Origin of the sequence: Paenibacillus sp. FSL H7-0943 (assembly GCF_037963265.1) — a bacterium.
Classification (GTDB): Bacteria; Bacillota; Bacilli; order Paenibacillales; family Paenibacillaceae; genus Paenibacillus_AQ; species Paenibacillus_AQ odorifer.
Genome location: NZ_CP150148.1, coordinates 6,420,416 through 6,441,226, shown reverse-complemented (window position 1 = coordinate 6,441,226; position 20,811 = coordinate 6,420,416). Strand labels below are relative to the sequence as shown.

The following is a 20,811-nucleotide window of genomic DNA, read 5'->3' as shown; positions in this document are numbered from 1 at the left end:
CTTTGAAACCGGTATGGAAAGTAACAACCGCAGCCGTATTGCTGGCTGGTGGTGTATGGGCTGGATCTCTGCTAAACATTACTGCTGAAGGTGCTGGTGTTGGTTCTCAGCCTGGCACAACGGATGATCCTGTAGTTACGAAAAGCTACGTAGATCAGCAAATTCAGAAAGCACTATCAGGTGGTACAGTGACGACTCCGGTAGCGAGTGCTACACCTGCGCCTAGTGCAACCACAGCGCCAGTAGCTACGCCTGGTCAAAATAGCAGTAATGAATCTGTGATTGTTGATGTGAAGCCCGGCCAAACTTTAATTGCTTCTGCAGGCGCTGAATTTATCGTTCGCGCGGGTAAAGCAGTAATCGTTTCACAAGATGCCAATGGTGTAGCCGATTTAACAGACGGTAAAGATCTTACAAACGGACTAGCTGCACCATCTAACCACTTATTGTCCTTCCCTCGTGATGGTCGTGGAATAGCTGTTCAAGAGGGTCAAACGCTTGGTCTTGTAGTGATGGTTCGTGGTGGATATACCTTGAAATAATGTGTAATGATATATATTCATAATGCCCGTAAACAGACGTAATCATACCTTCAAACTGTTTTCCAAAGTTACAAATCATTGGCGCGATTGAAGATTAAGTGATGGACGCACAATATTCCTGTAATCTTACAAATTCACAGGAGGTGCTGTAACATGGCACGTAATAATCGTACAGTCGTACCTGAAAGTCGGACAATGCTGAAACAAATGCAATATGAAATTGCAGCTGAATTTGGTTTATATGGGGCTCATTATGGAGGCGGGGCAGACACGGAGTTTGCTTCTGAGTTAGGAGCAGTCGGAGGTAGTGGTTCTGGCCGTAGTCAGTACCTTGGGCATCTAAGTTCAAGGGATAATGGGTCTGTTGGAGGAGAAATTACGAAGAGACTCATTAAGCAAGCTGAACAGTCTCTTTTTCAATAATATCAGGGGTTAGGATGGCCTTATTCCTTGTCTGATATTGCTTTTTTATAGCGTGAAATCAATATTCATACTCTCACGGGGGGCGCTGTGTTTAATTGACACCACCCCCTAAATAAGATAATATGACTTTTGAGGAAAGCCTTAAACCTTTTCCATATGGAAAAGGTTCATTTTTTGAAGAGTTTAGTGAATGCAGGCATCAAATTTTGCGAAAATCCTTCATAAAAAGAAATCAGGCAAACCTGAATTATTTATATTATTTAGTTTTATTATTTGGCCTGTTATCATTAAGGAATCCCTTATACAGTGTCAGACTAACCATATGGGAGGTTGTTATACTTGTCTATTAAAGGGCGTCATTTGTTTACTTCTGAGTCCGTTACGGAAGGGCATCCGGATAAAATCTGTGACCAGATTTCCGACGCGGTATTGGATGCATTTTTAGTTAATGATCCTAATGCACGTGTAGCCTGCGAAGTAGCAGTAGCAACAGGTCTTGTACTGGTGATCGGGGAAATCAGTACCAAATCAGAGTATGTTGATATTCCTGCCATCGTACGCAATACCATCAAAGAAATTGGATACACACGTGCGAAATATGGTTTCGACTATAATACATGTGCTGTGTTGAGTTCTCTTAACGAGCAGTCCGCTGATATTGCCCAAGGTGTTAACTCTGCTTTAGAACACCGTGATCCTGCTCAAGTAGCTGAAGAAACAGCTAATATTGGTGCAGGCGATCAAGGGCTCATGTTTGGTTTTGCTACGAACGAGACACCTGAACTGATGCCACTGCCGATTGCTTTATCACATCGTATTGCACGTCGTTTATCTGAAGTTCGTAAGAACGGAACCTTAGACTATCTTCGTCCAGACGGCAAAACACAAGTTACGATTGAGTATCAAGATGAAAAACCTGTACGCGTAGACGCTATCGTAGTATCTACACAACATGCAGAGGAAATTTCTCTTGAACAAATTCAGGCGGATATTAAAGAACATGTTATTTTACCTGTTGTTCCTGCGGAACTGCTTGATGCAGAAACCAAATACTTTATTAACCCAACCGGACGTTTTGTTATTGGGGGTCCTCAAGGGGATGCTGGTCTAACTGGCCGTAAGATTATCGTCGATACATACGGCGGATATGCTCGTCATGGCGGCGGAGCATTCTCAGGTAAGGATCCAACTAAAGTGGACCGTTCTGCGGCTTACGCGGCTCGTTATGTAGCTAAGAATCTTGTAGCTGCTGGTTTGGCCGACAAATGTGAGATCCAACTTGCCTATGCCATCGGTGTAGCTACTCCTGTCTCGATAAATGTGGATACATACGGAACAGGCAAAATCAGTGAAGAGAAAATGGTCCAACTGATCAGCAACAACTTTGATCTTCGCCCTGCGGGCATCATTTCTATGCTTGATTTGCGTAAACCGATTTACAGACAAACCGCAGCTTACGGTCATTTCGGACGTACTGATGTTGATCTTCCATGGGAACGCGTAGATAAAGCAGAATTGCTAAGAGATCAAGCAGGGTTGTAATTCATCATACGGTCTTATAATAAGTTAACCCGCAAGTTGGCCATGGTGTCAGCTCTGCGGGTTATTTTGCGTGCGAAAATGAGCAAGGCTAGTGAATCTAACCATAGAGAAGTAGACTACTAAACTTTGCCAGCCTTTTAGCCGAAATATAAGAATATACATAAAGACGATAGTATGGCTTGAGAGGAGTCTATCACGGAATGAAAAGAAAAATTTCAATATGGACGGCACTTATTCTAGCGGGAGAGTTAGTACTTGGTTCGGGTTATCCTGCTATTGGAATAGGGAATTCAGCAGTGTACGCTGCATCAGAGTTTGGTATAACAGTCTCACCAGCGCCAGGAGCAAGTTATGTAACTATCGGATCATCCCTTAGACTGAGCTTTGATCGTCAAGTAAACCCCCAGTCAGGTGAAATTACTATCACGGGTCAAGGTGATAGCTCACCTTTTTTAACGATTCCTATTGGTAGTTATGGTCTAATTGGTAGTTCAAAAGATTACGAGCTTAAGCTAAATCAACAGTTTACTTCAAACAAGACTTATACAGTGACAATCCCTAAGGGGTTGTTCAAGGATAATGATGGTAATGAGTCAGGTGTTACTTCATGGGCATTTACTACTGCGCCTGAGAGTAATACAGCGATTACGGCAGGCAACTTTTCACCTGCTAATAATACAAGAGTGGATGCAGGAGCCCTTAAGGAGCTAAGTCTAACCTTAAATAAAAACCTGATAAAAGGTGGAGGTTCCATTCGAATTTTGTCGTCTGCAGATAATGCAACCGTACAAGAGTTCAAAATTAAGGATGATGATACTAGAGTTAACGTTCAGACTGATGCTAACTCTACTACAGTTAAACTAACATTAGATAAAACATTGGCCTCCGGAAGTAACTATTATGTTCTTATAGATTCTTATGCTTTTAAGGATGTTGATAATCGAACGTATTCCGGGATTTCAAGCGGTGATGTGTGGAGCTTCTCTACTAAAGGTGTGGCAGAGATTCCAGTGACTCCTGCACCGGCAAACGGATCAGGTGGGGTATCTACCACTGGAGCCCTACAGCTTACATTTGATCGTCCTATGATGCCTGCAGCTGGCACCATAACAGTATCTCCAGGTGCAGCTAACGATGCTAGAACGAGATGGCTTAATGTAAACTCCCCAGCCGTTACAGGAGGAAGCAGCAGAACTATAACATTGCTTCCAGCATCAGCAGCATCACCCTTGCTAAACAGTACGCAGTATACGGTGACGATACCGCAGGGAGCTTTTTACGATCAAGACGGAAATGTATTTCCGGCTTCGGGTGCGTATACCTGGACATTTACAACGGCTTCTTTGACAGGACTTAACGTAAGCGCGCTAAACCCGGCTGACCGGAGTGAATCCATAGCTAACAACAGATCATTTTCTGTCACATTCAATCGTAATGTGAATTATAACAGTGCTGTGGAAAATGGCGTAGCACTTTATAAAAGTGGCGGCGCACAGGTTCCGGTTACTGTTAACCGGAGTACAACTGCTGCAAACGAATATGTAATTACACCTAAAACAGCTTTAGATAGCGACTCAACCTATTATATTGATATTGCTAAAGGAGCTTTTGTAGACGCTATTGATGCTAATGTTATCTATGATGGACTAAGCGGAAAAAATTCATGGAGCTTCCGGACCTTGTCTCAGGACAAAACAGCTCCACAGCTCACATCTGCATCACTCGAGAACAATCGGACCATTCGTTTAAAATACAATGAGAGTCTCAACTCTTCCATTGCACTGTTGATCTCCAGTTTTGGTGCTACGGTGAATGATGAGAGTCGTACAATTGAAAGCGTCTATATCCAGGGAGACAGCGCCTATGTGGTACTCAGTACAGGGGTAGCGGTTGGACAGAACGTGAAGGTTAGCTATACAGGGGGTCTGCGGACCATTCAAGATCCAAGCGGAAATGCAGCCAGCACCTTTAGCTCAAAGCAGGTTACTAACACTATCGAGTCCTCCATGCCTACACCAAAAGATGGACGGATCACGGGTAGAACGGTAGCGTTGAATTTCAATGACTCCTTAAAGGCAGTTTCCTCTTACGCACATAGTCAGTTTCTAGTGACTTCAGATGGGGGATCCCTAGGGGTCAACTCCATAAGCTCCAGCGGGAACACTGTATATTTAGGGTTAAATAGCGATGCTTCTAATGGCCAGACCGTTCGTGTCTCCTATTATGCAGGCTCTTATCCTTTGCAGAATTCTTTTGGACAAAATATTGCGGATTTCACAGATTTCTACATTCGCAACAGCAACGATACAATTCCACCCGTGTTCCAAAGTGCAACCGGAGGTGGCAATAAAATCCTTCTGAATTACAATGAAGGCTTGTCAACGACAAACCTCCCGATGAACAGCCAGTTCTCTGTGCTTGTTGGCAGCACTCCTAACTATGTTACGAATGTATCAGTCAGTGGCTCACAGGTCACGCTAACGCTCCAGAGTGCTTTGACGGTGAATCAGAATGTTACTGTATCCTATGTTCCGGGGACTACCGGAATAAGCGATTTAAATGGAAACCGTGCAGCTTATATTAACCTGCAGCCTGTGTCCATCTCGGAAAATAGCGGCACTAGCATACCTGAGATTAGTTCTGCCACCATCAATGGCGACGAGCTTACGGTTACATTCAGTAAAAACATGCAGGCATCTGGTTCCCTCTATGCTAATCAGTTCGGAGTTAGAGCAGATGGAAGCAGTATGGGTGTGCAAAACTACACTTTGTCAGGGGATATTTTGAAAATAACAACATCCTCAGTAGTAAAGACCGGGCAAACTATCGATTTGTCCTATATGTCAGGTTCAGGTACGATCAAGGATCTGACCGGTAATGTACTGTCCTCATTCTCTTCTCTCTCTGTTAAGAACCTAACCGGCGTGAGCACCGGAACGGGAAATCGTCCATCCTATCTAGGGACGCTTGCAACAAGTGAGTTTGGAAAAGAATACGCGCTGCTGAAGAGTGACTCTTCACAAATCGTGGATGACCGTTCGTTATACAATCAATCTGTAAAAAGATATACCTTAAACACAGATCGCCTGACGGCCAGTTATGAATATCTGTATAAGGCAAGTAGTGATACATTAGCTTTTGAGGTGCCTGCTACAGAACAATCGGCCTATGTGACTGTTCCTTTAAAGCCTTTGCTTGATGCTGTAAATCGCAGTAAAACCACAAAATTTATGATACGTTATGGCGATCACTTATATAGCGTAGGACTAGACGATATCGATATGAACGGATTAGCGACTAGCTTGATTGCAGACAGTAAAAATATCTCGCTGGTGTTCCGCTTAGAAAAGGTTCCGGCAGGTACGTTCTCCCCATTTGAGCAAAAGCTAAAAACTATGGGGATGCAGAGCGTTACTAGTCTTATGGATGTCCGGGTGACTGCGATAGTAAGCAGCAATTATTCTAATGCTAAGGCATTATCGGTACCTGGAGAATACACTGTGCGTACAACTTCTTCATTGAACAATGCGCAGACATCTGCTGCTAGACTGGATCTTTCCTATTACGATGCAGCCTATCTGCCAACAAAAGTAAGTACGGTAGGTAGCTATACGATTATTCGTGCTCGTACGGAGGGTAATCAGGTGTTAGGAACTTTTATATCAACCCGGGCCTTCTCAGATATGAGTAAGCATTGGAGTAATTCGATCGTAGCAGAGCTTAGTGCAAAAACTATTATCGATAGCAGTTACGGGACTACATTTGGTCCAGAAAAAAAGATTACCCGTGCAGAGTTTGCAGTAATGCTTAGCCGGGGACTTGGTTTGCTAGGCGATCGAGAGACCGCACAGCGCTTCCGGGATGTGCAGCCTTCCACACAAACTGGAGACTATATTGGTGCAGCAGCTAAGGCTGGTATTATTACAGGGAACACGGATGGCTCCTTCCGGCCTAACGATAATATCACTCGTGAGCAGATGGCAATCATGATGATTCGGGCAATGGAATACACCAAACATCCTATTACGTTAAGCGGCACTTCTGCCTCAACACTGGCTCGCTTTAAGGATAAGTCCAAAATTCAGAATCAAAGTGCAGAATTCGTAGCTAAAGCTGTGCAATCGGGGATTATTTTGGGAATGACCACAAGTGAGTTCCAACCTCAGGGTAATGCCACTCGTGCACAAGCTGCTGTGATGTTGCATCGGATGCTGAAGCAAACAGATTATTTGTAGAATAAATTGATTGGTAAAGCCTGGCATTCTGCTGGGCTTTTTTTTATGTTAATAGTTTGTGCTACGAGACTCTATAAAGCTTGAAATCTCTCAATTTCGCAACTTTTTCGCTTATTTTCAGTCTATTAAAAGAGTACTAGAAAAATAGGAACCAGTTTCCAGACTTTTGATAACGGACTTGAAGAGTAAAAAAGAGATGGGAGAGTTACGTCGAAATGAATGAAGTTTTCATGGAGAAGAAGAGTAGAGAAGTTGTTCGGGGAATAAAATTATCATCTACTAAAAAATGGGTTGCCGCTTCATTAGCAGGTGTGTTGTGGATTATGCCGGTAATTGGCAGTGAAGGCTTAGCTATGTTTGGTCATAGTTCCACACCAATTGCTGCCGCAGCCACATCTAATTTTAAAGTAAGCAAGCTGGGAGAAGAAGTAATTACTTCGGGCGCCATTATGATGAAATACAAATATACGGCTACACGTTCAGGAGCGAGTGCTTCTGGCTTGGCGGATGTTATTCGCGTTGACCTCAACAATCCATATGTTTCATTAGATGTTATGACAGGTAAAGGTGGAAACCTGACAACACGTCAAAGTACTGGCGGGATGGCTAAGGAAACTGGAGCCGTGGCTGCAGTAAACGGAGATTATTTTAATACAGGCGGGGAAGGCGCTCCGATTGGTGGACAAGTATCCAGTGGAGTATTGGTATCCACCCCTTCGCAATTGGATGGAATGTATGCCTTTGCAGTGACTAAGGACCGCAAGCCTCTTATTGATGAGTTCAGCTTTGAAGGAATGATAACCGCACCTGACGGCGCACAGTTTGAGATATCCGGTATCAATAAAGGTGCTTATAGTCCTGAAGGTGGAAGCTCTACTTATAGCCATGCTAATGCAATGTACATCTATACGGATGTATGGACCGCACTCGATCGTCCCAAAAACAGCTCAACCACACCGACAGAGGTGCTCGTTGAGAACGGCGTAGTTACTCAAATATCTGAAAATGCTGCGCTTCCTACAGCGGTTCCAAAGGGAGCTTATATTTTGCGGGCCCATGGCTTAGCCGCACGGTATGTTACTGCCCATCTGACTGTAGGACAACCGGTAACAAGTGTGTACTCCCTGAAATCCAAGACTACGCAGCAATCGCTAGATCCTGCTAATCTGCAAACAATGATTGGTGGACATACGATTCTTGTAAATAACGGAAAAGCAGCAACGTTCTCTCGCTCGACTAGCAGCATTGGCGGTTATCGTGCACGTACGGCTTTAGGATACTCTCAGGATGGACGTTATGTTTATATTATAGCTACTGAAAAAAATGGCAACAGCTCCGGAATGTCATTGACCGAGCTGCAATCTTTTATGACCAATATTGGAGTCTGGAAAGGGCTTAACTTAGACGGAGGTGGCTCTACAACGATGGTAGACCGGCCTCTTGGTGAAAGCTCAGCCACACTAACCTTTAATACAGAGTATGGCACAGAGCAGCGCAGCATTGTTAACGCGCTTGGTGTTTATACTAACGCACCACAAGGTGAAGTGAAAGGAATTAAAATTAGCGGAAGCACTTCGCTATTAGTTGGACAAAAGGCTACTTATTCGTTAAAAGGTTATGACACTTACTATAACCCTATAGATGTAGCAGCAGGCAATCCTACTTGGACATCAAGCGGAGGAAGCGCAACTGTAAGTGCAGGAGAAGTAACGGCAGTGAAGCCAGGCACCGTTACCTTAACGGCTAAAAGCGGTGTAGCAAGCGCTTCTACAACCCTTACAGTCTTGGGTGGAGATGATCTATCCAGCATGAGTGTAGGCAATGCTACAGCGCCACTGACAGCTGGTACAACTGTATCTGTCCCTGTAAAGGCCTCTACGAAGAGTGGAGCAACCATAAGCGTTCCAGATTCAGCGCTGAAGTGGGAGTTTGTAGGCTTTAAGGGAGTCGTGCAAAATGGCAAGCTTACTGTAAACTCTGTGGATGCAGGGGTTACTACAGGTTACGCTATTGCTCGTTATGATGGATTTAGCACAGCGGTTGTATTATCGACAGCAGCAGCTACAACATGGGAAGATTTCGAGAAGGTAAGTTATCCAGTTAACTTTACTACCAATGTGCCAGCGGTACAGGGGACTGCAACAATAGTAGACGGATCGGCTGAAAGAGTAGGCTCCAAGGTGCTGTCACTCAGTTATGATATGACGGCTGGCAGCGGTAAAATGTACGCTTATGCTCAACTTAACGGCACAAGTGGAAAAGCCGTTCCAGCGCTTGCAACTTCGATGTCAGTTGATGTGATGGGCGATATGAGCTTAAACTGGCTGCGTGCTGAGTTTGTCGACAATAGTGGAGCTACAGCCTATGTAGATCTTGCGAAGATTATCGATTGGAACGGTTGGAAGAACATAAACATCGACTTGTCAGGATCAGGGATTAAATTCCCGGCTACGCTGAAGAGACTTTATGTAGTCAACGTAGAGGAAGGCCAAGATGAACGGGCGAAGACAGGTACCGTTGCTTTTGATAATATCACCTTCACAATGCCTTCACTTTCCAGTGATGCAGGGTTACCAAAGGGTACGGCTTCGATGAGCATCGGCTCCAAAGCAATGACCGTAAACGGAAATAAGAAGGCTATTGATGTAGCTCCAATTGTGAAAGACGGCAGTACTTATGTGCCGATCCGTTATGTGCTGGATGCTTTTGGAGGGAATGCTACCTGGGATCAGGTGAATAAGAAGATCATGGTGTTGCGCGGAGCCAAGGCACTGGATCTGACGGTAAATAAAAAGGAATACCTGTTAAATGGTAAGCGACAAAGTGCTGAAGTAGCACCTATTATTTTACAGGGTAGGACTTTAGTACCTCTGAGACTGGTTTCTGAACAGTTAGGATTAACTGTAAAATGGGAACAGAAAACGAAGACCGTAACTATCGAATCGTGATATGTTAATATATAAGGAAAACCTTAATACGATCCGATAGAAAAGGGGCAAGCATCCGTGGAATTTCAAGCCGATGCGATTGATCGCGTTATTAAAAATACCATCGACGTGATGGAGAGCAGCAAGTATCAGATTTTTGAAATATTGCAGGTTGCACGTGATGAACTTGCTGCACTCAACAAGGAACTGCAGCGGGTCATGGACGAAACGGATGAAACGTTGAAAAAGGTAGACAAGCTGGAGTTACAGTATCACCGCTCCAGAATCCGGCTGACAGAGGTCAGCCGGGACTTTGTCCGCTACTCAGAGAAGGATATCCGTATTGCTTATGAGAAGGCTACAGAGCTTCAGCTCGAACTCATGATGACGCGTGAGCGAGAGGTCTATCTTCGAAGCAGACGTGATGAATTACAAATGCGAGTGCGCAGTGTCGAAAATTCTGTAGAGCGTGCAGAGTCAATTGGTTCGCAAATGAGCGTAGTGCTCGAATATTTGTCGGGAGAACTAGGCCAAGTGACGAGAATTGTCGAATCGGCGAAGAACAGACAGATGATCGGACTCAAAATTATCCTGGCTCAAGAAGAAGAACGGAAGAGAATTGCCCGGGAAATTCATGATGGTCCCGCTCAAATGCTGGCAAATCTAGTCCTTAGGACGGAAATTGTAGAAAGAATGCTGGTAAAGCAGGAATTTGGGCTGGTGCAGGACGAAGTAGTAGATTTAAAAGGGCAGGTTCGTAACAGCCTGGAAGAAATGCGTAAGGTTATTTTTAATTTACGACCGATGGCTCTCGATGATTTGGGCTTGATTCCGACTTTGCGGAAATATGTGCATGATTTTGAAGAGAAGACGAAACTGCGGACGACTCTGGAAACCCGGGGACAGGAACACCGACTATCTTCAGCGATGGAGGCGGCGGTATATCGTCTTGTTCAGGAAGCATTGTCTAATGCAGCAAAACATGCCTACCCAAGCTTCGTATTGGTGGAGATTACATACCAAGCGCAGTTAATTAAGATTGTGATTAAAGATAACGGATTAGGCTTTAATGTACAAAAGTTAAAAAATCAGCAAGGTAATCGGGAAAGCTTCGGGCTAGTAGGTATGCGGGAACGTGTAGAACTGCTTGAAGGAAGAATGGAAATTGTATCAGCCGAGAATCAGGGGACAACAATCGTGATCCATATTCCGACGAATGTGGAGAAGGGGAAGGAGTAGTGTGATGGAGAACTTAAACTCTAGTAAAACGCCCATTAAGGTTCTTTTGGCGGATGATCATCAGCTTTTTCGTGAAGGGCTGAAACGCATTTTGAATATGGAGGAGGATATCGAGGTCATAGGGGAGTGCGGCGACGGTATTCAGGTATTAGAGTTTTGTAACGGTACTAAACCGGACATCGTATTGATGGACATCAATATGCCTGTTGAGAACGGCGTAGAAGCCACTCAAAAACTTCGGGAAATGTTCCCGGAGGTTAAGGTAATTATTTTATCCATTCATGATGATGAGAGTTATGTATTTGAGACCCTTCGTAAGGGCGCCAATGGTTATTTATTGAAGGATATGGAGGCCGAATCCCTTATTAATGCCATTCGTTCGGTCTGTGAAGGACATGCTTTTATCCATCCAAAGGTTACTGGAAAGCTTATCAATCAATTGCGGCGTATGACTTACCTTAACGAGACTGGCGTAACTACAGATACAGTGGTGAAGGAAGCTGGTGTTAAATTTATTGCTGGTGACAACAATCCTCTAACCCGTCGTGAAGCAGAAGTGCTGCGTCTAATGGCTGAAGGTAAGAGCAACAAAATGATTGGTGAATATTTATTCATTAGTGAAAAAACAGTTAAAAACCATGTTAGCAGTATTTTGCAAAAAATGGAAGTGGATGATCGGACTCAAGCCGTTATTAATTCGATTAAATATGGCTGGGTAACCTTGTAGAAGCTTTACAGTAATACGTTACATATAGGAAAGAAATTAAGTAGACACAGCTTGCTTCCCTGATGGGTGTTCTAGGCAGTCACCGACCTTTTAATGCCGGCATATAGTGTTGGTATACAGAGGAGGTGCATCTCCATGGTAGCCCAGTTGATATGGATTGCGGTTGTTTATGTATCCGCTGCAGTGATGATTCATATGTTGCATAACCGGCAGAAGGTGCGTAAAACACCGCAGTCCGGAAAATGGATTCATTATATTTTTATTACCCGCAATCATGAATCTGTTGTGGAATGGTACATTCGGGCACTGACATTTCAAGCTCTTCTAACCGGAAAACGATTGCGAGTAACGTTCATGGATGATGGTTCGAGCGATGGAACACTTGGGATTGTTTCCAAAATGGCCGCTAGCGGCTGCTCTATCGATCTTGCAACATCTATGTACTCTCTTCAGATGAGTGAAGAATTGCAGCATGAAGGAATTGTAGTAGACTTGCGGCTGTCAGGGCAGTCTGTATCGCTGCCTTTTATGGGGATGGCAGGAAGTAGGGGATGCGAATCAAAGCGCAACAGATCTTAAGTAAATATGTAAGTAACGGGTGAAGCACACTCTCCAAGAACTGGGGGAGTGTGCTTTTTGCGTTTGGGGAGACGGAGTCGTGAATTTGGGATCAAATATGGAGTTGCTAAGTACAAGCGAAAGGTAGGAGGGATTATTATACAAGTCGCTGTATATGCTGTGGAATGCAAGGGGAGCTGGAGGGTTGGAATTTCATTAGATCTTAGCGTGGATAGATGGTGGTGGTCTGTAGCTAGACCGGAGAAGAAAGCTGGGAGTTCCTTAGCGGCGAATAGTTTGGTTCTGCTTTCTTCTGCGTTGCCGCTAGGTTGGGCTGTGAAGCTCCGGGACAACTTTAAACAAAGAAGCGCAATGAGCACCTGGGGGATTAAGGAGTGGGGGCAATATATTAATAGTATGCTTGAGGCTGAGTTGAGAGAGGAGAAAGAGGCAGGGGGACTGTGGGAGGCTCAGTGGTTGAATGATGGAATATTCATATGGAAGCCTAATGAATCAAGTTTCGGAATAGATCAGGACAATAAGAAGAATGAAAGATACGATTGGTGTGAAAAAGAGGATTTTGAATCTGGATTACTAGAATCGGATTCAGAACAATTATTGCGGGCTGTGGCCGGGCGCTCTTTATTGGAGCCGGAAGTAGAAGCGCTGCTGGCAGAAGAATTGCCAGAGCTAGGGGGTTGCTGGCGCCAGGCGGCACAACTGGCGTATCTGCAGGGGCGGCTGTTGCTTACAGCCGCCGTAGGCAATGCGCCCCCGGCTACGCACGGGGCGCGGGCCCGCCAGCTCCCTGCGGGTGCTGGCGTTATGATGCGTGCGGCGGCTAAGCTGCCGCACGTATTGCGGCGCGGCGCTGTCGCTCGCCGCGCGGTTTCGCGCTGCCTGCGTTGCGGCAGCGTGCCCACCGGCCGCACGGCATGCGCCGCGTGCGGGCTTATGGGCTGCGCCTATTGCGAGGCCTGCCTCGCGCTTGGGCGCAGCCGGGCTTGTGCGCTGCTGCTGCGTAGCGCAGCACTTCCGGCCGTGCGGTGCACGGCCGCCCTTGACCCCGCCGCGGCCGCAGGCCGGTGGGGGCTGAGCCCAGCGCAGGCGGGAGCCGCTGGCGCTGCGCTGGGTTTTCTGGCGGAGGCGCGCAAGCGCTCCGCCAGTACATGCCCAGAGCGGTTTCTGCTCTGGGCGGTAACGGGAGCGGGGAAAACGGAGATGATCTTCCCGCTCCTAGAGGCCGTGCTCGCCGCCGGAGGGCGGGCGCTGGTAGCGACGCCGCGCCGCGACGTCGTACTTGAGCTCGCGCCGCGGCTCGCCCGGGCTTTTCCGGCGGAGGTCATCGCCGTACTTTATGGCGGCAGCGCAGATCGCTGGGTGAGTGGTCGCTTAACGCTCGCAACCATCCATCAGCTCCTGCGCTTCCATCAAGGTTATGATCTCGTAATCATCGACGAGCTGGATGCGTATCCTTACCACAATGATCCTATGTTGGCCTATGCCGCTGAACAAGCCTGTAAAGTGGACGGCTCTTTCATCTATTTATCAGCTACGCCACCACAAGAAATGCAGCGTTTGGTCCGGTTAGGCAAGCTTCCACATGCCAGAGTGCCTGTCCGCTTCCATGGTCATCCCTTGCCTATCCCGCAGCATTTGAGTATACCCTCGGTTCTAACCTGTCTGAAGCGTGGGAGTTTGCCAAGATCGCTTATACAAAATCTTCAAAAGTCACTGGAGCGAAAAGCACAAATTTTTCTATTTGTGTCTCGAATAGCTCATATCGAAGGATTGCTGATCCTACTTCGTCGTAGCTTTCCCGGCGTGGTTATTGAAGGCACCTCGTCCAAGGATTCATTTCGGGCAGAAAAGGTGACTGCTTTTCGCAACCGTATCATCTCTTTGTTAGTAACTACTACGATCCTGGAACGGGGAGTTACCGTGCCACGCAGTGACGTATTTATTTTGGATGCAGACAGTGGTCTTTTTGACGAAGCCTCTTTGGTACAGATGGCAGGCCGTGCTGGTCGTTCTAAAGATGATCCTGATGGCCATGTTGTATTTGCCTCCCCTCAGTGGAGCCGATCCCAGCGTGGAGCGATTGCTCAGATTCGTACTATGAATATCATCGCTCGCCGCCATGGATATTTCCGTAAAGGTGGGGCTAAATGAATACCATGCTTATAGGGGTACGAAAATCTTTGTCTCTCCTCCTCACCCCCTCGTTGTCTCAATGTCTAACCTGCGGGAAGCACAGCCCACAGTCCTCACAGCTGCCTGGTATCTGTAAGGATTGTGCGGAATCCATTCCTTGGATACGCGCTCCACGTTGCTTGATATGTGGGCGGCATGTAGGCTGTCCAGACTGCACTCGCAGCGCTGAGCCCTCACCCATTGTATGTAACCGGAGTGCGGTAGCCTACACTAATGAGATGAGAGAATGGCTCGGTCAATATAAATATCGCGGGAATGAACGATATGCCCCTCTACTTGGACTCATGCTGGATAGGGCATATTTAACCCTAAAGGAGGAAAAGCAACAGGGGGCTCTTTCATCCCAGAAGGCATCGTTTTTTCATCTTATTCAACATATAAGGTACAAAAAAAACAGCCTTTGGTCAGCTGATTTATTAGTTCCGGTACCTGTCAGTGATTCAAGGCTTCTAGAACGGGGGTTCAATCAAGCGGAAAGATTGGCCGATGTTCTATCTCGTCATAGGAAGATTCCTCAGCTACCGCTACTAATTCGTACGCATCATACGGGTAAGCAGAGCTTTAAAGGACGTGCGGAGAGACTGGCCGATATGAAGAATGCTTTTGGAGCGAATCCGGCAGTCTCCACACCATTTAAGGATTGGCTGAAAGATAACTCACCTGTAAGCCGTCCTATTCGAATTATTATTGTTGATGATATCTATACAACCGGAAGCACGATTCGTGCTTGTGCCGAAATTCTAAAACAAATGGTTTCTAACTATGATTATGCTGCAGAAATCTATAGCCTAACCTGGGCGCGTTCCTAAAGCGAAAATGCATGATTGTGAACAGCTATATCCATTCCATTAAGGATTAGTTGCGGTTGGTAGCGTTTCTTCTGTCCCATAGACGAATTCCTTGCAATCATGTAATCTAGGAGCATAAGAATATTATGCATTGCACAGAATGTACGGAGAGGAGCGGCTGCTTGTTATGAATTTAGACAATTGTCCAAGGTGCGGCCGGTTGTTTGTCAAGAATCTTATGGGGTTGTGCCAGGTCTGTATCAAAGAGCTGGAGCATGAATATGAGATCTGCGTGAATTATTTACGGGAAAACAAAGGAACCAACATTCAGGAGCTCTCCGATGCTACGGGGATTTCTATTAAAGAGATTACCCGCTTTATTCGAGAAGGCCGGATTTCTATAGCTAATGCACCCAATATGATGTACCCTTGCGAAGTGTGTGGTACACTGATTCGGGATGGCCATATGTGTGACAGCTGTCGTAGTCGGCTCAGGAAAGATCTCACGAATGCTGTCAAGGAAAATTCTGCTGAGGATACTACTAAAAAGACATCTGATGGTGCATATCGTGCCATAGATAAGCTGCGTGACCTATAAAATCTGCAAAAAAACGTTTGCAGCTATAAAGAATGTTTCAGTCTACGCCGATAAACTTAGTAAAGATTATCGGCTTTTTTATATTAGAAGGAAGGTGGAAGTTATGAAAATTAACGAGACCGGACGAATTAACGCGATTAATCCGTATCAACGCAGCGCGGAAGCGCAAAGGCAGGAACAAATGAAGAAAAGCACACGCAAGGATGAGGTTTCGATCTCTGATGAAGCGATTCAACTCTTGCAAGCACAAAACACTGGCAAGAATGATCCAGAACGCGCACTTAAGATCGACAATCTAAAGCAGCAGGTCTCCGCAGGTACCTATCAAGTTGATGCATCTAAGCTAGCAGAGAAACTCGCCCCTTACTTTAAGCAATCCTCCGAGAATTAGGTGAAAACATCCATGGCATTGACGACATTAATAGAACTATTGGAGCGGCTAGATGGAGTGCATGTTCAAATGCTGGATCTGGCCGCTGAGAAGAAACAGATAATTATGGATAACAAGGTGGATGCGTTAATCGACATCCTTAATCGTGAATCCAAGCTAATGAAGGTAATTGGGCAGCTCGAGGAAGAGCGAATATTAGCCGCATATACCGTTTTGCAAGGTGTGGGTATTCGTTCCAACCTGAACCTGAACCTAACGGAGCTGTCCAGGCTTATATTTGATCCTGAAGACAAGGCACGACTGTTGCATATTCAGCAGAAGCTTTCGGGCACTTTGCATCGCCTGAAAGAAGCCAATGACCTAAATCAGAAGCTGATAGAGCAGTCGCTTACATTTATAGATTATTCTTTGGATCTGTTGGTCGGAAGACCAAATCAGGATATTACTTATCATCGTCCGTCCGACAAAGGCAATAACGTAAATCGGTCGGGGATTTTTGATGCACGAGGTTAGAATTGTACTGATGAAGTGTTCTGCCGGAGCAGAACATAAGGAGGAGTAAGAAGCATGACATCCACATTTCACTCGATAGAGACGGCGAGACGCAGCCTTTTTACTCAGACCGCAGCTCTTAATACAACTGGACACAATATCGCTAATGCGAATACCGAAGGTTATACTCGTCAACGTGTTAATATGCAAGCCTCTTTACCTATAGAAGCGTACGGATTGTTAAAATCTACCGTTCCAGGTCAAATGGGTACAGGGGTGGAATTCTCATCTATCGATCGGATTCGAGAAATGTTTCTGGATGATCAGTACCGTGGTGAGAACGCTGCTTTCGGCAACTGGAGTCTTCAAGCAGATACGCTCTCTAAGCTGGAAGCTATCGTTAATGAGCCATCGGATACAGGCATTCGTACAGTTCTGGATAACTTCTGGAAATCGTGGTCGGATCTAAGTAAGAACCCTGAAGATCCAACGGCCCGTAAGATTGTAGTGCAAACTGCACAATCTTTGACGGATGCTATGAACTATATGAGCACGCAACTGAATAATCTGGAGCGGGATCTAACCACTAATATAGATGTTAAGGCAAAAGAAGCTCAGGGTTACCTGACCGCGATCGCAGATCTAAATAAATCGATCTATAAGATTGAGGGTATGGGGGATCATGCGAACGATCTACGTGATCAACGCGACTTGATGGCGGACAAGCTCTCCAAAATTGCTAATATTACTGTTGTAGAGACGGAAGCAGGTTATAACATTTCTTTAGGGGGACAACCTCTCGTAGAGGGTGGGGAAGTAACTGCAACCGTAGATGGCGCGTTTCTTAATAATGCTTATGCCTCCGGAACCTTGAAGGGCGGCGAGGCTTACGGAATGATTTTTTCCAATAATACCTATGTTGCCGATTACAAGAAACAGCTCAATGACTTGGCGAGCACTATTGCTACAGGTGACGTTGAAATTACAGTGCCAGCTGGCTCCAATCTTCCTGAGGGCACAGTGTTGACTAGTGATGCCAAGATTACACAAGCTGACGGTACCGTAGTTACTTTGACCGCTGGTCAGGCCATGCCTAAGGGCGCAACAATGTATGAGGACGCCAAGACCATTGTCAAAGGGTTAAACGGACTTCACAAGTTAGGTTACGCGATGGATGGAAGCGTCGGACGCGATTTCTTTGTAACATCAGGTGAGGCTGGAACGATCAAACTGAATCCGGAAATTGCAGCTGACGTAAACCTATTTGCAACTTCGTTACGTACAACTGTTGATGCGAATGGAAATACGCAAGTCGTTAAAGGAAATAACACCTTGGCGCTTCTATTGACGAACTTGAAGGATAGTAAATTTACTAAGCCAGACGGTAGTGTGAGCAACACTGTTGGTGGGCTTTTCAGCTCTATGGTTGGTCAGCTGGGTATTCAATCCCAAGAGGCTGCACGTCAGACGGATAACTCAGATTATCTCGTAGAGCAAGTTAACTCCCGTCGTCAATCAGTAAGCGGTGTATCCCTAGATGAAGAAATGTCGAATATGCTAGTATTCCAGCATGCTTATAGTGCCGCAGCGCGTTTTATGACTACTTTTGATGAACTGCTCGACAAATTGATCAATTCCACCGGCACAGTCGGCAGATAAAAGGAGATATAGCGTATGTTGAGAGTAACCTCTAACATGATGAATTCACAGCTTCTGCTTAACTTAAACCGTAATGCACGTACGATGAACGATACACAGTTACAGCTTTCTAGCGGACGCAAGATCAATAAGCCTTCCGATGATCCGGTAGGAATCACGTATTCCCTGCGCTATCGTGCGGAGCTTTCCTCTAATGAACAATATACTAAGAATGTAGATAGCGCTCTTTCGTGGCTAGATTATAATGATACAGTTCTAGGTCAAGCTGGAGATGTTGTTCAAAAAATCCGTGAATTGACAGTACAAGCAGGGACAGGAACTAATCCGCAGTCCGCACTTGATAGTATCAATTCAGAAGTGTTGCAATTGAAAGAACAGCTTGTGGATATTGCTAACAGCACACTAAATGGTAAATATATCTTTAATGGTGAACAATACAATACCAAACCTTATGATTTTGCTAAAGGTGCAGATGGTACCTATGATGTAACTAAGCCGATTACTACAGATACTGGGCAGATTCAGTTTATTGTAGGTGAGGGTGTACGTATGCCTATTAGTACTAGTGGCAATGACGTGTTTGGCAGAACAGGTGAAGCGGATAATTTATTTACCATTATTAATAATATTTCCGGTGCCTTACAATCGGGTGATATTACTGCAGTTTCTAATCAACTTGCAAATATTGATACGCGTATGGATAACCTATTAACGGTCCGTTCAGAAATAGGAGCTAAGACCAATCGGGTAGAACTAATGCAGGAGCGTTTGAGCGATTTAAATATCAATCTTACCGATTTGCAGGCCAAGACGGAAGATGCTGATTACGAAGGTTTGATTATGCAGTCGAAGATTCAAGAAAATATATATAACGCCTCATTATCTGTAGGTGCAAAGATTATATCTACAACTCTCGTGGACTTTATCAGATAACGGAGGTGGTTTTCATTGCTTCAGCCGATATTGCAAATCCGTCAGACGCCTGCTGTGATTGGGATTGATGCTGATCCGGGCACCTATTCGATTTCTCAGCCTAAAGCTGAAGTCAATGTAACAACGACACCGGGACAACTAACGGTTAAATCCACTCGGCCTGAGCTTACCATAGATCAATCTCGTGCATGGGCAGCCTATAATGGTGGCAATATGTTTGATATGAACAAACGTATCTATTCTGGCATCCAGCAGCTTTATCTTCAGGGTATCGCCAAAAAGGTTGAGCAGGGGAATCGGATGGCAGAGTTTTTTAAACCAGGTAATACGATTGCAGAAGTGTATGGCACAGATACGGAACCTAATTCATTTCCTGAGACTCGTGGGCCAGCATCATATGATAATGTCGATATTCACTTTGAGACTAGAGCTCCTCAAATTAATTTTCGGGCCGCCCATGTTGACGTACAGGTGGAAAAACGTAATCCTGAGATTGAATATACCCGAGGTAAGTTAAATATATATATGCAGCAATATGCAACCATAAAGTTTTTTTTACCTGAAGTTAACGTTCAATTGTAGGTCTTTAAAGCTATAGATGTGCTGGGAAGCGCCTCTATAGCTTTTGTGCTATAAATAGTTTGGTAGTAGTATTTTTATAATGCTAGTTATTTTGAGGAGTGAACAACTTTGATTATAGAAACATTATCTTGGGGCGAGATCGATGTAGATGAGGAACAGTTATATCATTTCCCTAAAGGATTACCCGGTTTTGATGAAGAAACAGACTTCGCTTTAATTGCTGTGGAAGAGACACCTTTTTGGTACTTACAGTCTATGAAGGAAAAGGGACTGTCCTTTTTGCTAAGTGACCCATTTGTATTTTATCCATCTTATGAGTTTGATCTTCCAGATGATGAAGCGGACGAGCTAGGGATCGACAAACAGATTGTCGTTCGTTGTATTATTACTCTGAAGGAACAAGCTGATCAGTCTACGATTAATCTCCTTGCACCCATTGTATTGAATCCAGTGAAGCATTCCGGGAAACAGATCGTTCTGCATACAGCTCCTTATCATACGAAGCATAGCCTTCTGCAGGAACAGTCGGTTATCGATGGAAAGGATGGTGTGTGATATGCTTGTACTTACTCGCAAAAAAGGCGAATCCATCGTTATTCAGGACCAGATAGAGTTGACGATCCTAAGTGTGGAAGGTGATACAGTAAAGGTAGGCATCTCGGCGCCTAAGCATGTCGATATTCTGCGTAAAGAAGTATACCTTTCTATTCAAGAGGCTAATCGTGAGTCTGTTGCTCCTTTACAGACTGATTTGAATGCCTTGATCCATCGATTTCTTGGAGAAAAAAAGAACGATTAACAGACATGTTTTTAATCGTAGAAACTGAAACCTAGAGCTGCTCAAATGCAGACTTAGGTTTTTTTATTTGGTTTGATTATGTTTTTTGAGAAAAATTTTAAAAAAACATCGAAATACTCTAAACTGTTGGGCGTACGCCGTCGATATATGTAGTAGACGCTG

Annotated in this window: 18 protein-coding genes; all 18 read left to right on the top strand. The window is 45.0% G+C overall.

What is annotated here, in order from left to right; genetic code table 11:
• Window positions 1–2: 2 nt before the first annotated feature.
• The 18 genes from NSQ55_RS28245 to csrA all read left to right on the top strand — a co-directional run bounded on the left by NSQ55_RS28245 (window position 3) and on the right by csrA (window position 20,649).
• The gene (locus NSQ55_RS28245) at window positions 3–542 is read left to right on the top strand and encodes a hypothetical protein (protein WP_076303592.1); all 540 of its coding nucleotides are present in this window, start codon (window positions 3–5) and stop codon (window positions 540–542) included.
• Between the two features lie 153 nt (window positions 543–695).
• Window positions 696–965, top strand: a complete 270-nt coding sequence (locus tag NSQ55_RS28240) for an alpha/beta-type small acid-soluble spore protein (protein WP_036681516.1) — start codon at window positions 696–698, stop codon at window positions 963–965.
• A 339-nt stretch (window positions 966–1,304) separates the two neighbouring features.
• Entirely contained in the window at window positions 1,305–2,507 is a 1,203-nt protein-coding gene (gene metK, locus NSQ55_RS28235; protein WP_036681514.1) for a methionine adenosyltransferase, read from the top strand.
• Window positions 2,508–2,707: 200 nt separating this feature from the next.
• Window positions 2,708–6,742 carry an Ig-like domain-containing protein gene (locus NSQ55_RS28230; protein ID WP_339170205.1) on the top strand — a complete coding sequence of 1,345 codons (4,035 nt, stop codon included), beginning with the start codon at window positions 2,708–2,710 and terminating at the stop codon, window positions 6,740–6,742.
• Window positions 6,743–6,957: 215 nt separating this feature from the next.
• Window positions 6,958–9,690, top strand: a complete 2,733-nt coding sequence (locus tag NSQ55_RS28225; RefSeq protein WP_339170203.1) for a stalk domain-containing protein — start codon at window positions 6,958–6,960, stop codon at window positions 9,688–9,690.
• Between the two features lie 57 nt (window positions 9,691–9,747).
• Complete coding sequence (locus NSQ55_RS28220; RefSeq protein WP_036681511.1) at window positions 9,748–10,908, top strand: sensor histidine kinase; 1,161 nt, start codon at window positions 9,748–9,750, stop codon at window positions 10,906–10,908.
• 4 nt (window positions 10,909–10,912) lie between these two features.
• Complete coding sequence (locus NSQ55_RS28215) at window positions 10,913–11,635, top strand: response regulator transcription factor (RefSeq protein WP_036681509.1); 723 nt, start codon at window positions 10,913–10,915, stop codon at window positions 11,633–11,635.
• Window positions 11,636–11,770: 135 nt separating this feature from the next.
• On the top strand, window positions 11,771–12,214 hold the full coding sequence (locus NSQ55_RS28210; RefSeq protein WP_076123908.1) for a glycosyltransferase family A protein: 444 nt from the start codon (window positions 11,771–11,773) through the stop codon (window positions 12,212–12,214).
• Window positions 12,215–12,352: 138 nt separating this feature from the next.
• On the top strand, window positions 12,353–14,365 hold the full coding sequence (locus NSQ55_RS28205; RefSeq protein ID WP_339174629.1) for a helicase-related protein: 2,013 nt from the start codon (window positions 12,353–12,355) through the stop codon (window positions 14,363–14,365).
• Window positions 14,362–15,216: a ComF family protein gene (locus NSQ55_RS28200; RefSeq protein ID WP_254856993.1), complete on the top strand. Its 855-nt coding sequence runs from the start codon at window positions 14,362–14,364 to the stop codon at window positions 15,214–15,216. Before NSQ55_RS28205 ends, NSQ55_RS28200 begins: the two co-directional genes overlap by 4 nt.
• A 166-nt stretch (window positions 15,217–15,382) precedes the next feature.
• The gene (locus tag NSQ55_RS28195) at window positions 15,383–15,793 is read left to right on the top strand and encodes a TIGR03826 family flagellar region protein (protein WP_076182297.1); all 411 of its coding nucleotides are present in this window, start codon (window positions 15,383–15,385) and stop codon (window positions 15,791–15,793) included.
• Between the two features lie 103 nt (window positions 15,794–15,896).
• On the top strand, window positions 15,897–16,184 hold the full coding sequence (gene flgM, locus NSQ55_RS28190) for a flagellar biosynthesis anti-sigma factor FlgM (protein WP_036678454.1): 288 nt from the start codon (window positions 15,897–15,899) through the stop codon (window positions 16,182–16,184).
• 12 nt (window positions 16,185–16,196) lie between these two features.
• Window positions 16,197–16,697: a flagellar protein FlgN gene (locus NSQ55_RS28185; protein WP_076182091.1), complete on the top strand. Its 501-nt coding sequence runs from the start codon at window positions 16,197–16,199 to the stop codon at window positions 16,695–16,697.
• Between the two features lie 54 nt (window positions 16,698–16,751).
• Window positions 16,752–18,335, top strand: coding sequence for a flagellar hook-associated protein FlgK (gene flgK, locus NSQ55_RS28180; RefSeq protein WP_076106998.1), 1,584 nt, complete (start codon window positions 16,752–16,754; stop codon window positions 18,333–18,335).
• 15 nt (window positions 18,336–18,350) lie between these two features.
• Window positions 18,351–19,268, top strand: a complete 918-nt coding sequence (gene flgL / locus NSQ55_RS28175; RefSeq protein WP_076205587.1) for a flagellar hook-associated protein FlgL — start codon at window positions 18,351–18,353, stop codon at window positions 19,266–19,268.
• 15 nt (window positions 19,269–19,283) lie between these two features.
• On the top strand, window positions 19,284–19,850 hold the full coding sequence (locus NSQ55_RS28170) for a DUF6470 family protein (protein ID WP_076123902.1): 567 nt from the start codon (window positions 19,284–19,286) through the stop codon (window positions 19,848–19,850).
• A gap of 108 nt (window positions 19,851–19,958) precedes the next feature.
• Complete coding sequence (locus NSQ55_RS28165; RefSeq protein ID WP_076123900.1) at window positions 19,959–20,405, top strand: flagellar assembly protein FliW; 447 nt, start codon at window positions 19,959–19,961, stop codon at window positions 20,403–20,405.
• A gap of 1 nt (window position 20,406) precedes the next feature.
• On the top strand, window positions 20,407–20,649 hold the full coding sequence (gene csrA / locus NSQ55_RS28160) for a carbon storage regulator CsrA (RefSeq protein WP_076123898.1): 243 nt from the start codon (window positions 20,407–20,409) through the stop codon (window positions 20,647–20,649).
• Window positions 20,650–20,811: the final 162 nt, after the last annotated feature.